Annotated in this window: 14 protein-coding genes; 5 read left to right on the forward strand and 9 right to left on the reverse strand. The window is 67.5% G+C overall.

All coding sequences use genetic code 11. The features are described 5' to 3' along the window. From G3O06_RS00785 to G3O06_RS00810, 6 genes are all read right to left on the reverse strand, one after another. Complete coding sequence (locus G3O06_RS00785) at window positions 1-1,065, reverse strand: 2Fe-2S iron-sulfur cluster binding domain-containing protein (protein WP_205814554.1); 1,065 nt, start codon at window positions 1,063-1,065, stop codon at window positions 1-3. A 25-nt stretch (window positions 1,066-1,090) separates the two neighbouring features. Then, window positions 1,091-1,447 carry a phenol hydroxylase subunit P4 gene (locus G3O06_RS00790; RefSeq protein WP_175022691.1) on the reverse strand — a complete coding sequence of 119 codons (357 nt, stop codon included), beginning with the start codon at window positions 1,445-1,447 and terminating at the stop codon, window positions 1,091-1,093. An 80-nt stretch (window positions 1,448-1,527) separates the two neighbouring features. After that, a complete protein-coding gene (locus tag G3O06_RS00795) occupies window positions 1,528-3,078 on the reverse strand; it encodes an aromatic/alkene/methane monooxygenase hydroxylase/oxygenase subunit alpha (protein ID WP_174956690.1) in 1,551 nt (516 codons plus the stop codon). Between the two features lie 38 nt (window positions 3,079-3,116). Further along, entirely contained in the window at window positions 3,117-3,386 is a 270-nt protein-coding gene (locus tag G3O06_RS00800; RefSeq protein WP_034203030.1) for an MmoB/DmpM family protein, read from the reverse strand. Between the two features lie 34 nt (window positions 3,387-3,420). Continuing rightward, window positions 3,421-4,416 carry a phenol hydroxylase gene (locus tag G3O06_RS00805; RefSeq protein ID WP_205814555.1) on the reverse strand — a complete coding sequence of 332 codons (996 nt, stop codon included), beginning with the start codon at window positions 4,414-4,416 and terminating at the stop codon, window positions 3,421-3,423. 16 nt (window positions 4,417-4,432) lie between these two features. Continuing rightward, entirely contained in the window at window positions 4,433-4,765 is a 333-nt protein-coding gene (locus tag G3O06_RS00810) for a phenol hydroxylase subunit (protein WP_254608223.1), read from the reverse strand. Window positions 4,766-4,949: 184 nt separating this feature from the next. On the opposite strand from G3O06_RS00810, the gene G3O06_RS00815 reads away from it, so the two are divergent. Together G3O06_RS00815 and G3O06_RS00820 are read left to right on the forward strand one after the other, a co-directional pair. Next, window positions 4,950-6,638: a sigma-54-dependent Fis family transcriptional regulator gene (locus tag G3O06_RS00815; RefSeq protein ID WP_205814556.1), complete on the forward strand. Its 1,689-nt coding sequence runs from the start codon at window positions 4,950-4,952 to the stop codon at window positions 6,636-6,638. 1 nt (window position 6,639) lies between these two features. After that, window positions 6,640-7,395, forward strand: coding sequence for a GntR family transcriptional regulator (locus tag G3O06_RS00820; protein ID WP_205814557.1), 756 nt, complete (start codon window positions 6,640-6,642; stop codon window positions 7,393-7,395). A 25-nt stretch (window positions 7,396-7,420) separates the two neighbouring features. On the opposite strand, the gene G3O06_RS00825 is transcribed toward G3O06_RS00820, so the two are convergent. Then, window positions 7,421-8,245: a PhnD/SsuA/transferrin family substrate-binding protein gene (locus G3O06_RS00825; protein ID WP_205814558.1), complete on the reverse strand. Its 825-nt coding sequence runs from the start codon at window positions 8,243-8,245 to the stop codon at window positions 7,421-7,423. Window positions 8,246-8,546: 301 nt separating this feature from the next. Between G3O06_RS00825 and G3O06_RS00830 the strand changes: the two genes are divergently transcribed. Then, complete coding sequence (locus tag G3O06_RS00830; RefSeq protein ID WP_205814592.1) at window positions 8,547-9,572, forward strand: fatty acid desaturase; 1,026 nt, start codon at window positions 8,547-8,549, stop codon at window positions 9,570-9,572. A gap of 221 nt (window positions 9,573-9,793) precedes the next feature. Beyond that, window positions 9,794-10,996, forward strand: coding sequence for a benzoate/H(+) symporter BenE family transporter (locus tag G3O06_RS00835; RefSeq protein ID WP_205814559.1), 1,203 nt, complete (start codon window positions 9,794-9,796; stop codon window positions 10,994-10,996). Between the two features lie 25 nt (window positions 10,997-11,021). On the opposite strand, the gene G3O06_RS00840 is transcribed toward G3O06_RS00835, so the two are convergent. Continuing rightward, entirely contained in the window at window positions 11,022-11,909 is an 888-nt protein-coding gene (locus G3O06_RS00840) for an NAD(P)H-binding protein (protein WP_205814560.1), read from the reverse strand. A gap of 264 nt (window positions 11,910-12,173) precedes the next feature. Next, window positions 12,174-13,091 carry an AraC family transcriptional regulator gene (locus tag G3O06_RS00845; protein ID WP_205814561.1) on the reverse strand — a complete coding sequence of 306 codons (918 nt, stop codon included), beginning with the start codon at window positions 13,089-13,091 and terminating at the stop codon, window positions 12,174-12,176. 194 nt (window positions 13,092-13,285) lie between these two features. Here G3O06_RS00845 and G3O06_RS00850 point away from each other — a divergent pair, with 194 nt between their 5' ends. Continuing rightward, window positions 13,286-13,486: a hypothetical protein gene (locus G3O06_RS00850; RefSeq protein ID WP_205814562.1), complete on the forward strand. Its 201-nt coding sequence runs from the start codon at window positions 13,286-13,288 to the stop codon at window positions 13,484-13,486. Window positions 13,487-13,520: the final 34 nt, after the last annotated feature.

Here is a 13,520-nt window from a genome sequence, read left to right on the forward strand (position 1 = left end):
TCACACCCGCCGGAACAGCGGGCTGCGCGTCTGTTGCGCGTCGGCCGCCGAGATGAACTTCTCGTGATAGATGTCGCGCTCGAACAGGCGGCCCTTCATCAGCGCGGTGATGCACGCATCGATCATCGCGGGCGGCCCGCACAGGTACGCCTGGTGGCCGGAGAAGTCGCCGTCGAAATGCGCGTTCGCGACGTCGTGCACGAACCCCTGCGCGACCCCGCCGCCGGCATCCGCCGCGCCTTCTGACAGCGCCGGCACGTACGTGAAATTCGGGTAACGCTCGGCGAGCGCGCGGAATTCGTCGTGGTAATAGAGTTCCTTCGCGTTGCGCTGGCCGTAGACCAGCGTGATCGGCGCGGTGACGCCGCCGTCGAGCAGGTCCGCGATCATCGAGCGCGGGCTCGACAGGCCCGATCCGCCGGCCATGAAGATCATCGGCAACGCGGCCGAGCGGCGCACGAAGAAGCGGCCGTACGGGCCCGACAGCCGCACGCGGTCGCCCGTCGCCAGCTGCTCGTGCAGGTAGCCGGTGCCGAGCCCGCCCGGCACCTGCCGCACGTTCAGCTCGATCTCGCCGGTCGCGGCCACGTCGGCCGGTGAATTCGCGATCGAGAACGCTCGGCTCTGCCCGAGCCCCGGAATCTCGAGCTGCACGTACTGGCCGGCCTGGAATTGGATCGGCTGCGACAGCTTCAGGCGGATCGACTTGATGGTCGGCGTGAGTTGCTCGATGCGCGTAACGTCCGCCGCGAAGTCCTTGACGGGGATGATCTCCGCGTCCGGTTCCTCGTCGACGTCGGCCTCGATCACGGTGTCGGCCTGCAGCGTCGCGCAGCACGCGAGCGCCTTGCCTTCCTCGCGCTCGAAGTCCATCAGCGCGAACGGGTTCGCGTCGCCGAGGTCGGTCTCGCCGTCGAGCACAGCAACCTTGCAGGTGCCGCACAGCCCGTGACAGCACGCGTGCGGAATGTAGATGCCCTGGCGCAGCGCCGCGTCGAGCATCGTCTGTCCTTCCTCGACCTCGATCGTGACGCCCAGCGGCTCGATGGTTAGTTGGTGGCTCATGATGGTTCGCCCGTCCGCGTCGCGGTCAGAAGCTCGCGCCGCCGAGGCCGTCGAGGCCCGGCGTGCGGAAGCTGATCAGGTCCTTGTGCCCGAGGCCGTTGCCGGCCAGGCTCTTCGCCGCGTCCGGCGCCCACGGCTCGCCGGAGCGGAACCACTCGACGCGATCCCAGTCGATCTTCGCGAAGTCGGGGTGGTAGCCGTAGACGGGCGGCAGCACGTCGCGCGCGAGCGCGCCGAACGGCAGGTCCGGCGGCAGCGGCAGGCAGAACGGCGCCGGAAACATCAGGTGGTCTTCCCAGCACACGTAGAGCAGCGGTGCGGGAAACTTCCCGACCGCGTCCTTGATCGGGAAGTCGTAGGGTTTGAGCGCGATGACGGCCATGCTTGTCTCCTGTCGGCCGGCGTTCGCGCATGTGCGCGTGCGCCGGTCTCGTTCAAGGTTGCGTAGGTGTTGCGTATCGATCAGTTGCTCGTGGCCTGGCCACGCCATGCCGCGAAGTTCTTCTGGTCTTCCGAGCCTTCGAAATCGAGGTTGTCGCGGCCCATGCCCACCGCGTAGTAGTCGAGCACCGCGGCGAGCGGATCGAAGCCTTCGGCGCTCGGGTCCGTGCCCGGCGGAAAGCAGTTGCCCTGGTGGATCTGGTGCACGGGCAGCCACGCCTGCACGTACTTCTGCGGCTCGTGATCGAAGATTTCCTTGCAGTGGTCGCTGCAGAAATGGAACTTGTTGCCGAGATAGTCCGATTCGCGCGCGCCGATCTTCCGCGGGTTGCCGGGCTCGGTGAACAGCATCGGGATCTGGCAGGTCTGGCACAGCATCGGCAGCGTCTTCATGTAGAAGCGGTTGCCTTCCTTCGCCTGCTCGCCCCAGTAGTCGAAGCGCGGGCGGTAGTAGCGGTCGAACGAGTCGGGATACTTCGCGGCCAACCACGCCATCTCGTCCTCGGTCGGCACCCACGTGTGGAACGCAGACGCCGCGTTGAAGCCGTAGAACGTCGACCATGCCTGATGGCTGATGTGGTCCTTGCCTTCGCACGCGTCCTGCCAGCCCTTCGGCTCGCGAATGCCGTAGCGCGCGAGATCCTTGAACAGCGCGCCGCCGTTCTGCTCCGCGTACATCTCCCACGATTCGCGCCAGCTCATCACCCGCTTCGGCTGCATGTAATCCATCATCATCGCGACGAGCGTCAGCAGCCGGTAGCCACGCCAGAACCACTTGTCGATCCAGCGCTGCACGATCGGTACGTTGCCCGGGTCCTGCTCGAGCAGGAACTTGATGCACTCGATGCCGAGCGTCATGTGGCGCGATTCGTCCGACTGCGCGGAGAAGCCGAACGTGACGGTCGACATGTCGCCGTTGTACGCCGCGCCCGACATGAACGGCACGAACAGCAGGTTCGTCAGCACGTATTCGAACGAGAAGCTCACGGCGGTCAGGAATTCGAACGGCCCCGACGAGTACGCATCCTCGAAGAACGACTTCGGCACCGACAGGTACCAGACGCGGTCGAACCAGTGATTCGAGTGATGGAACCCGTTGAAGAACTTGTTGTACGTCGACATCGCGTGCGTTTCGGTCTGGTAGTGCCGCAATTCGTCGATCGACTGCATCTGGCACGCGATGCGCGCGCCCTCGCCGGTGAAATGCCGGCCGACGTGCGCGAAGCCGCGATGCGCGAGGTATTCGAGCGGCGTCACGCCCTGGATGAACAGCTTCAGCGCGTTGATGTAGCGCGCATCGGTCACGCCGAGGAACGCGTTGTTCTGCGTGAACGCGTCGATCACCGCGTACAGCTTCTTTTCCTTCTCGCCCTGGTATTTCCAGTACGCGTCCATCGTCAGGCGGAACGGGTCGACCCACTTGTCCCAGTCGTGGATCTTGATGCCCTCGTAGCGGTCGTACGGGAAGACCTTGTCCATCGGCTGGTAGGTCGTCTCCCAGCCGAGGCCGCGCGTCATCGCCGCGTAGCGGTCCTTCAGGCCGAGTTTTTTCTTGAGCGTTGGCGTGTCCATTCGTGTCTCCGGTGTTGTCGGTGCGCGTGGCGCGTCGTTCAGTGCGTCCAGCTCAGCGTGAACTGGTCGTCGTCCTCGTCGATGTGGCCGGACAGCGTGATCAGGTTCACCTGAAGCTGTTGCAGGTCAAAGCGCGTGCCGGTCAGTTCCTCGATCGTTTCGCGGCGGATCGTCAGCCGGTCGGGCGAATCGATCTTGACCATGCCGGGCGACTCGACCACCACCGCGAGCGGGTTGTCGGCGACGATCGCCTCGACGATCGGTCTGGACTCCTCATTGGCCTGGAAGGCGATGAATACGTTGGACATGCTGGTTTCCTGGATGAAAGGTGGGCGGCCGGGCTCAGAGCGCGATGCCGAGCTTCGCGACACGCGTATGGAACTGTTCCCGCGCTTCGTCGAGCGCCGCGCGGCCGTCGTCCTGCAGCGCCAGTGCGGCCACCGGCGCGAGCGCCGCGTCTGCCCGCGCGGACCAGTCGCGCGTCCAGCGTGCCAGCAGCGCGCGGTTGTCGTCGGATTCGGCAGCCATCGTCTTCACGACGGCGTCGATCCAGCGGTTCGATTCGGTGTGCCATTCCGGCATGAACGCGGTCAGCATCGCAACCGCCGAGCCGCCCGCGAGCGCGATTCGTTCATCGACGAAGCGGTCGTATACGAGCGGGTAAAGCAGCCCGTCGAGCGCAAGGTTCTGCGCGACGAACAGCTCGACCGGATCGGCGACCACCAGCGTGTCCTCGACGTAACGCCGCAGCGGCTGCCACGCGGCGCCGGTGGCCCACACCGCCTTGGCGGTGTCGAGCACGTCGGGCTCGGCCATCGCGAGTGCGAGCCGTGTGAGGTATTGCGCGACCCCGAGGTTGTCCATCGCGTGAAACATCGCGGGCGCCGTGAATGCGGTGCCGTAGCCGAGCGCACAGACCTGCGCGTTGTTCATGTTCGCGCCCCACGCCGCGTGGCGCAGCGGCACCAGCACGTCGAGCGCATGCGCGGCGACGTCGTCGCGCATCAGGGCGATCATCCGGCGCGACTCGACGAACTCGAAGTTCGCTTCCATCGTGTCCTGCTGGCGCGCCCGCGTGGTCGCCCACGACGCGTAGTAGAACTGGCGCGGGTCCTTCAGCGCGTACCAGTTCGCCATCCGGATCGCCGAGCGCGACGCATCGAAGATCTCGTAATCGGGATCCCACGTCGGCCGGTAATGGAAGTTCGCCTGGGGCTGCGCGCCCATCATGCCTTCCTGGTAGCGCGTCGCTGTCTTGTCGCCGCCGATGTTCTGCGCCACGTGCGCAAAGGTGTGCCGGAGCGGCTTGATGTCGACTGTCTTCAGCTCGATGGTCACTTCTTGCTCCTCAAGGTCATGGGTTCGCTTCGATGTCCAGCCGCGTGACCTGCTGTTCGCGGCAGAACGCGTCGAAGGCGGCAGGAGGCAACGTCAGTTCGACGCACAGCTCCGGCGCGCCGCCGATCGACAACTCGAATTCGACGAAGCCGCGTGTGTTCGTGCCGGTGACGCGGACGCACTTGCGGCCAGGGTCGAGCGGGGAAAGATCGGTGTCGGTTGGATTCATGTCCGGTGTCGCCTCCATGCCGTCCTTCAATGCAGCATCCGTGCCACGCGCGGCCGGTTCGGCAAAAAATCTCGATAATTCAGGGAAAGCCCTGACGCGAAGTTTGAATTCGCGATCCACAATGGCGGTTAACCAGAATGGAAAGCACGCCCGGGCGATTGCGCCGAACCCCAGATTCGGCGGCCCTCTTCATCATTTGAGCAACCCGGCCGCACGCATTTGATGAAATGATCAAACGGCTGCCCGGGTTGGGGCGCCGCCAGTGGAAAATTCGAAAATCACGAGAAATCTCGACGGAGGAGACATGACGCGGCCCAGCCTGCCCCCCTTGCCGCCGGACACCGACCTGCGCAAGCTGATCCATTTTTCGGCGAGCGACGGCCGCATCTGGCTCGCCGGACAGCGGATGGTGCTGCTCCATGCCGGCGCGCTGGCGACGCTGCGCCAGGAGCTGATGGAAAGCGTCGGGCCGGCGCAGACGCGGCGGTTCTTCACGCGCGTCGGCTTCGCCGCCGGCGAACGGGACGCCGCGCTCGCCCGCGAGATCCGCAACGGCGCGTCGCTGTTCGACATGTTCCATGTCGGCCCGCAGCTGCACATGCTCGAAGGCGCCGTGCAGGTCACGCCGTTGCGCTTCGAGGCCGATCCCGCGACGGGCGCGTTCTATTGCGAATACCGCTGGGAACACTCATGGGAAGCCGACGTGCACCGCCGCACGTTCGGGCCGCAGCCCGAGCCGGTGTGCTGGATGCTGATCGGCTATGCGACCGGCTATACGAGCGCCTTCATCGGCCGGACGATCCTGTTCAAGGAAACGAGCTGCGTCGGCATGCACGACCCGCACTGCACGATCGTCGGCAAGCCAGCCGAGGAATGGCCCGACGCCGAGGAAATCTCGTCGTGGTTCAAGGCCGATTCGCTGATCAACACGATCCGCGACCTGCAGACCGAGGTCGAATCGCTGCGCCTCGAGATTGCGCCCGACGATGGCCGCACGCGGCTCGTCGGGCGCTCCGACGCGTTTCGCGCCGCCTATGCGCTGCTCGAGACGGCCGCGCCGACCAAGGTGGCCGTGCTGCTCACCGGAGAGACGGGCGTCGGCAAGGAGCGCTTCGCCCGCGCGCTGCACAGCCTGAGCCCGCGCGCCGCGAAGCCGTTCGTCGCGATCAACTGCGCGGCCATTCCGCACGCGCTGATCGAATCGGAACTGTTCGGCGCGGAGAAAGGCGCATTCACCGGCTCGCAGGTCGCGCGCGCCGGGCGCTTCGAGCGTGCGAACGGCGGCACGCTGTTCCTGGACGAGATCGGCGAATTGCCGCTCGACGTGCAGGCCAAGCTGCTGCGCGTGCTTCAGGAAGGCGAGGTCGAACGGCTCGGCGCGACCGACGGCAGGAAGGTGGATGTGCGCGTCGTCGCGGCGACCAACCGCGATCTCGAACAGGCCGTGCGCGACGGCACCTTCCGCGCCGACCTCTATTACCGGATCAACGTCTACCCGGTGCTGATCCCGGCGCTGCGCGACCGGCAGGACGACATCGCGCTGCTCGCCGACGCAATGCTGGAACGCTTCGCGTCGCTGCACGGCAAGCCCGCGCCCACGCTGACCGACTATGCATACGACGCGCTGCGCGGCTACCGGTGGCCCGGCAACGTGCGCGAGCTCGAGAACCTGATCGAGCGCGCGGTAATCCTGTCGCGCCCCAACCGGCCGGTCGACGCGAAGGACCTGTTCCCCGGCGTCGGTCTGCCGGGCGGCTCTACCGTCGACCGTGCGGGGCAGATCAAGCCGGCCGCCGCGCTGTCGATCGACTGCGCGACGATCCTCGACCAGTTGCAGGGCGGCGGCGGGCTCGACGGCCTCGAGCGCGCGCTGCTGCACGAGGCCGTCGATCGCGCGAACGGCAACCTGTCGGCCGCCGCCCGCCTGCTCGGGCTGACGCGCGCGCAGCTCAGCTATCGCCTCAACCGCAAACAGGATCAGGAGGACGCCTGACATGAACACCATCCTGCCCGCCCACCCGTTCGCCGACGCACTGCCCGACGACACGCCGCCCGCGATCGAGCCGGCCGCCGACGACGCGGTCGAGCCGCATGCACGCACGCTCAGCGAGCATGCGTACCACCAGCTTCGCCAGCACATCATCGAGGGGCACTACCCGCCCGGCGCGAAGCTGCGCGTCGAGCACCTGAAGAACGTGTACGGCGTCGGTGCGGGCACGCTGCGCGAAGCGCTCACGCGGCTCGTCAGCGATGCGCTGGTCGTCGCCGAAGGGCAGCGCGGGTTTCGCGTCACGCCGATGTCGGTCGACGATCTCGAAGCGATCACGCGGCTGCGCATCCATATCGAGGTCGATGCGCTGCGCGAATCCGTGCGGCGCGGCGACGATGCGTGGGAACAAAGAGTGCGGCAGAGCTTCGAGATGCTGTCGGCGTGGGAGCAGCCGGTATCGATCGAGCACCGGACCGCGTGGGAAGCGTGCAACCGGCGCTTTCACGAAGCGCTGATCTCGGCGGCCGCGACGCCGTGGACCTACCTGATCCTGCGCATGCTCTCGCAGCAAAGCGAACGGTACCGGCGCGTGTGCATCGGGCTCGGCGATTCGAAACGCGACGTGCACGCGGAACATGCGTGCCTGTTCGAAGCCGCGATGCGGCGCGCCGATGCACGCGCGGCGCTCGCGCTCGAAGACCATATCGGCACGACGCTTGCCGTCGTGCGCAACGCGCCGCCCGGTACGTTGCCGTTCTAGCTGGAAACGGCGACGCTCGCGCCACTCAGGCCAGCACGGGATACCCGTGCGCGACCGCCTCGTGCTCGAACCGCGCAATCGTGTCGTAGTCGCCTGGCGACAACCGTTCGAATCCCTTCAGCCGCAGCGCGCGCGCCCGTTCCGCATCGGCGACGACCACGCGATCGAGCGCGTCCCGCAACGCGGCGACCTGCGTTTCCGGCAGCGCGCGCGATGCGATGAACGGCAACCCCGGCGCAGAGGCTGTCGTACCGATGATCCGGATGTCCTCCAGCAATTCGGGCAGCGCGTCGCGCACGTACGCGAACGTCACGCAGTCGATCGCCGCGCAATCGGCTTCCGCTGAAGCCAGCGCACGCAGCACGTTCAGGTGCGAGCCGAGCGCTGCAACCGATCCGAAGAATCGTCCGTCGCGCGCATACGGCGCAACCGCATGCCGGAGCGCGTTCATCCCGCTGTGCGAATCTCGACCGTTGAATGCGGCACGCAGCCCGCGGCATGCGGCGAGCGTCGTCGCGCCGCCCGCATGCGCGTGTGCCGACACGGCGAGCACGCTGCTGTAGTGCGCACCGTGGCAGCCTTCCGCATCGAACACGGGCGTCGCGATCAGTCGCACGACATCGCGCAGGCCCAGCATCCGGTACGGATAGCCGCAGGTCTGCGACAGCAGCAGATCGTTGCGCCGCCACAGCGCGTGCAGATCGTCGAAGGGTTCATCGGGAAGCGCGACATCGGCGGCCCCGCCCGCGTTTGCGAACGCATCGAGTGCATCGCGCAGCAGCGCGCGCCACAGCGCGTCGTGGCGCGGCGTCACGTTGTACATCGGCAGGGCGGCGATCCATGGGCTCATGCGGGCATTCTACGCAGCGACGCTCGCTCAGCGGAACCTGATTCAATCCCGGCAAAACGGGGGCCGAACGTGACGCAGCGCGCCCGAAGCTTATCGGCCGCGCGACGATAAGCAAATGCGAATCGATTGGTTGGCCGCGTGGTGCGATCCCGGTACCGTCGTGATGCCTGCCCGAGCCTCGCCACCGCGCGTGATCCCGGACAGGCCGACCGTGATCCGCGAGACACCTGCGCACCCGGGCCGAGCGCACCGGTTCAACCGCTCGTTCCCCGCGCTGCCCGTTCAATCCCGCCTCAACGCCATGGCCGAATACTTCGACGTCGACCACGCGCGTGCGATCGCCGCGCTCGACACCCGCTTCACCGCGCGCACCGAGTGGCCGACCTGGCTGCTGGTCGTCACGATTTACGGCGGCTGGCTCGCCGTGCTGCTGCTCGTGCGCGACGGCACCCTGTCGCTCGCGGCCGCGACGCCGCCGCTGATCCTGCTCGGCGCGTGGCACCTGTCGCTGCAGCACGAGCTGCTGCACGGCCATCCGACGCGCTCCGCGCGCGTGAACAAGCTGCTCGGCTATCCGCCGCTGACGGTCTGGTATCCGTACACGCTGTATCGCGACACGCATCTCGACCATCATCGCGACGAAGACCTGACCGTGCCGGGCGTCGATCCCGAAACGAACTACGTCACGCGCGAGCGCTGGGCGCAGCTGCCGCGCTGGCGCCGCGTGCTGACGGTCGCCCGCAAGACCTTCGTCGGACGCTTCGTCGCCGGGCCGCCGTTGAGCATCGCCGCGATGGGCGTCGACGCATTCGCTTCGTTTCGTCGCGGCGATTTCCGCTATCTGCCGATGTGGGCGACGCACGTAGCCTGCGTGGCCGCGCTGCTCGCGTGGCTGCAATGGGCGATCGGCGTGCCGTGGTGGTATTACCTGCTCGCGGTCACGTGGCCCGCGTTGTCGATCGCGATGATTCGCTCGCTGTACGAGCACCGCGCCGCGCCGCATCCGAAGGCGCGCATCGCGATCAATGAAGCAGGCTTCGCAATGCGGCTGCTGTACCTGAACAACAACTATCACCTCGTCCATCACGACCTGCCGAAACTGCCGTGGTACGACCTGCCGCACGCGTACCGGATGCGCCGCGACGCGTATGCGCGGAAGTGCGGCGGCTTCGTGATTCGCGGCGGGTATCGCGAACTGCTGGCGCGCCATGCGTGGACGCCGACCGATACGCCCGTGCATCCGTTCGACCAGGGCACGGCGTCGTTGTCGACGGGGAGCGGCGTGAAGGTGGCGGTGGTCGACAAGGTGTTGCAGATCAGTACGTGACATGCGGCGAAGGCGCCGGATTCAGCAAACCGGGTGACAGGCCGCACGGCCACCGATTCATCCGCCCCGCCGCACCTTCCTTACGGAAAGCCGACAGCATCGCTCGCACCCGCGCATTGCCAATTGCGCCGGCAATGCCCAGAATGACGGCTCGTCCGGGGCTTCCAACAATCATTCGCCCCGGCTCTGCTCCCGGCCGCGCGCCGCACTCCCCCACGACGATGCAACCGAACACCCCGCCCGGCGCGATCCGCGCGATCGGCAACGACTGGTCCGTTTCCGCGATTACCGCGGGCTTTCTCGCAGTCCTGATTTCGTACGCGGGCCCGCTCGCGATCTTCTTCCAGGCCGCGCAGGCGGCGCATGCGTCGAACGCGATGGTGTCGTCGTGGGTCTGGGCGATCTCGATCGGCGCGGGCGTGTCAGGCCTGTTCGCGAGCTGGAAGCTGAAGGTGCCGGTCATCACCGCGTGGTCGGCGCCCGGCACCGCGCTGCTCGTCGGCCTGTTTCCGCAACTGACGCTCAACCAGGCCGTCGGCGCGTACATCACAGCCGCGCTGATCATCCTGCTGATCGGCGTGACCGGCTATTTCGACCGGCTCGTGCGCCACATTCCGCACGGCATCGCGTGCGGGATGATGGCCGGCATCCTGCTGCCGTTCGGCACGCATGCGTTCTCCGCCGCGTCGGAGCAGCCCGCGCTCGCGTTCGGGATGATCGCGGCCTACGTGATCTTCAGGCGCCTGCTGCCGCGCTACAGCATCGTGCTCGTATTGCTGACGGGCGCCGCGCTCGCAACGCTGCTCGGGATGACGCATCTCGGCAACGTATCGGCGAGCATCGCGCACCCGATCTTCATCGCGCCCGAATGGACGCTCGGCACGACGCTCAGCCTCGCGCTGCCGCTCGTCGTCGTCAGCCTCACCGGCCAGTTCCTGCCGGGCATGACGATCCTGCGCGTGTCCGGTTATCACACCCCCGCGCGGCCGATCATCACGGCGACCAGCGTGATGTCGCTCGTGGTCGCGTGCTTCGGCGGGATCACGATCGTCGTCGCGGCGATCACGGCCGCGCTCTGCACCGGCAAGGACGCGCACGAAGACCCGGACCGGCGCTACATCGCGGGACTCGCGAACGGGGCGATCTACCTGATCGGCGGGCTGTTCGCGGGCACGATCGTCGCGGTGTTCCTCGCGCTGCCGAAGGCGTTCGTCGCGATCCTCGCGGGGCTCGCGCTGATCGGCGCGATCGGCGCGAACGTGCACGGGATCTTCGCGGACGAGAACCACCGCGAGGCATCGCTGATCACGTTCCTCGCGACCGCGTCGGGCATGACGTGGCTCGGGCTCGGCTCCGCGTTCTGGGGGATCGTGATCGGGTCGCTTTCGTATGCGGTACTGAACAAGGTGCGGCGACAGGCGTGATGGGCAACGCGTGTCGCCGCCGCTGTTATCGGGCGTGCTGGCGCACCAGTTGGGCGAGCGCATCGGTCAGCGTCGTCGTCCCGTAAAGCCGCTCCGATACACCCGCCTCGACGTCGATCTGCCCGGCGTTGTGCACGTCGTAGAGATCGACGATCAACTGCGCATGGCGCTCGCTGAGGCCCGCACGCAGCAGCGTCGCGGCCCACGTCTCGCGCGGCAGTTCATGCGCGACGATGGCCCGGCCTGCCGCCGCGCCGAGCGTATCGGCGATCGCCGTCACGCTCACCCGCCGCGGCCCTTCGACACTGACGATGCGCGGCCCGTTGCCGCCTTCCGGTACATCGAGCAGCAGCCGCGCCGCGACGACGCCCACATCGGGCGCCCAGACCGTCGGGAACACCTTGCCGACCGGATGGTGAAAGCTCGGCAGCACGCCGGTGCCGAGCGCGACCGGCAGGATGCGCGTCCAGTTCTGCAGATGCTCGGCCGAACGCAGCAGCGTCACGTGCGTCGGGATCGTCCGCAGCCGTTCCTCGAAGTGATGAAACAGCCGGGTGATGCCCGTATTGCCGTCGCGCTCCGCGCCGTAGTCCGACAGCGCGAGCAGCACCGGAGGCGGGTTGGCGGCGAGCGCGGCGGTCGCGACATCGATCGTCCGCGTCATCGTCGCGGCCGGATCGGGGTCCGCGACCGGCACCGGGCACAGTATCTGCACGGCCTGTGCGCCGTCGATTGCCGACGCGATCGCGTTCGCGTCCGTCAACTCGGCGATCACGACGTCGCAGCCGAGCTGCACGAAACGTTCACGATGGCGTGCGCCGCGCAACACCGCGCGCACGGGATGGCCGGCGTTGCGCAAGGCCGTCACGGTCGACTGGCCGACGTTGCCGGATGCACCGAAGATCACGAACACGATTCGCTCCTGGGGGAGATGATGGCGTGGTGATTGTCGGGTTGCGCGGAGGGAACGGCGCGCACGGAGGGATGAATACAGCAGGAAAGGATGACGGATTGGGTGGCAGTTGCGATGCGAGTTGCCCACGGTCTTGTCTGTCGCTTCGAACCGTACGGTCTGCCACTAGCCGAAGGCGCACGCGGCAATTGTCCAACAGCCTGTTGGAGAATTGCCCCGGGATACAACGCGACACCTCATATCCGGCGCTGTGCCATCGCTCCGTTACGCCCCGCTCCCGCTACCCTCGCCGTCATACGCGAGCCGCAGCCCGCCCCGCGCCCCCGACCGCGCAATCTCGGTCGGCGTCGCCCCCAGCACGCGATTCATCCAGTTCGCCATGTGACTCTGATGCGCAAACCCGGCTTCGAGCGCGATCTGGCTGATGCTGAGCCGGCCTTCGAGCAGCAGCGCCTTCGCGCGCTCGACCCGGCGCCGCACGACGTACTGGTGCACGGGCATCCCGAGCGTTTCGCGGAACAGCACCTTGAAATGCGGCACGCTGATCGACACGAGCGCCGCGAGTTCGGCGAGCGTCATGCGCCGGTCGAGGTTGGCTTCGACATAGTCGATCACGCGCGCGGCCGCCTTCGGCGCCAGTGTGCGGCGGCGCTCGCGAAACGCCGGCTGGCCGTCGACCAGCCGCGCGACGAGCGCCGTGCACAGGCTTTCCGCATAGAGCGGATCCGACGCGTCTTCCGCTTCGAGTTCGGCGGCCATCGCCCACGCGATGTGCTGCAGGCGCGGATCGCGCACCTGCAGCCGGCGGCGGATCTGCCCCTGCGACGGCTTCAGCTCGAGCTGTTCGACGGTCCGCCGCACGAACGTGTCGCTGAGCGCGATATGGAGGATCTGGCAGTCGGCGCTGTCGGTCCACTGGCCGGGCAGGCCGGCCGGAATCACGTCAACGTCGCCATGCGCCTGGATGCGTGACACGCGCTCGCCGTCGCACACACAATCCGCGCGAACGGGCGACCCGATATGCACGCCGATCCGGTGATGCTCGGCCGCCGGAATCCGGTAGGTGCCCGCGCGGATCTGCAGCAGCGACGCACCGAAGCCGTGCCAGCCGAGCCCGCGGCTGGAGCGCAGGCTGACCGGGACGCCGTTGTCCGTCGGCGCCGCGAGAATCGCTTCGCTCATGGCCTTCCTCCAGTGGATGGGGATGTCGAACGCGCATTGTGACGCGTTTTCGGCCCGCCTGCCGGGCCTGCCGGCGGCGCGCCCCGGTTGAGCAGAAAAAGATCATCCGTTTCTGCTCGGGGCCATCCTTGCGTGTGCGCCGGCCGCCGCCGCGCCGCTTACGATGGCCCCATCCGACACCTACGGAGACCGTCATGCCCCATCAGTGCCTTGTTCAACGCGCAGCGTTCACCGCGCGCTCGCCTTCCGCCGCCACCCGCCCGTCAACCGGCCCCCGCTCCCGCAACGACCGCACCACGATCTCAGCCGGGTGCCTGCGCATCGTCGGCTGGTACCGGCTCGAACGGCTGCTCGCGTCGATCCCCGACAGCAACGACGACTTCGGGCTCGTCTGACCGGCCGCGCGGCCGCCCGACCGGCGTCGTCCGC

The sequence above is a fragment of the Burkholderia sp. Ac-20345 genome (assembly GCF_017104825.1).
GTDB lineage: Bacteria > Pseudomonadota > Gammaproteobacteria > Burkholderiales > Burkholderiaceae > Burkholderia > Burkholderia lata_B.

What these genes read in the sequence shown, in the direction of transcription:
- G3O06_RS00785 (WP_205814554.1), bottom strand. Translation starts at nt 1,065, where the DNA reads ATGAGCCACCAACTAACCATCGAGCCGCTGGGCGTCACGATCGAGGTC.
- G3O06_RS00790 (WP_175022691.1), bottom strand. Translation starts at nt 1,447, where the DNA reads ATGGCCGTCATCGCGCTCAAACCCTACGACTTCCCGATCAAGGACGCG.
- G3O06_RS00795 (WP_174956690.1), bottom strand. Translation starts at nt 3,078, where the DNA reads ATGGACACGCCAACGCTCAAGAAAAAACTCGGCCTGAAGGACCGCTAC.
- G3O06_RS00800 (WP_034203030.1), bottom strand. Translation starts at nt 3,386, where the DNA reads ATGTCCAACGTATTCATCGCCTTCCAGGCCAATGAGGAGTCCAGACCG.
- G3O06_RS00815 (WP_205814556.1), top strand. Translation starts at nt 4,950, where the DNA reads ATGACGCGGCCCAGCCTGCCCCCCTTGCCGCCGGACACCGACCTGCGC.
- G3O06_RS00820 (WP_205814557.1), top strand. Translation starts at nt 6,640, where the DNA reads ATGAACACCATCCTGCCCGCCCACCCGTTCGCCGACGCACTGCCCGAC.
- G3O06_RS00825 (WP_205814558.1), bottom strand. Translation starts at nt 8,245, where the DNA reads ATGAGCCCATGGATCGCCGCCCTGCCGATGTACAACGTGACGCCGCGC.
- G3O06_RS00830 (WP_205814592.1), top strand. Translation starts at nt 8,547, where the DNA reads ATGGCCGAATACTTCGACGTCGACCACGCGCGTGCGATCGCCGCGCTC.
- G3O06_RS00835 (WP_205814559.1), top strand. Translation starts at nt 9,794, where the DNA reads ATGCAACCGAACACCCCGCCCGGCGCGATCCGCGCGATCGGCAACGAC.
- G3O06_RS00845 (WP_205814561.1), bottom strand. Translation starts at nt 13,091, where the DNA reads ATGAGCGAAGCGATTCTCGCGGCGCCGACGGACAACGGCGTCCCGGTC.
- G3O06_RS00850 (WP_205814562.1), top strand. Translation starts at nt 13,286, where the DNA reads ATGCCCCATCAGTGCCTTGTTCAACGCGCAGCGTTCACCGCGCGCTCG.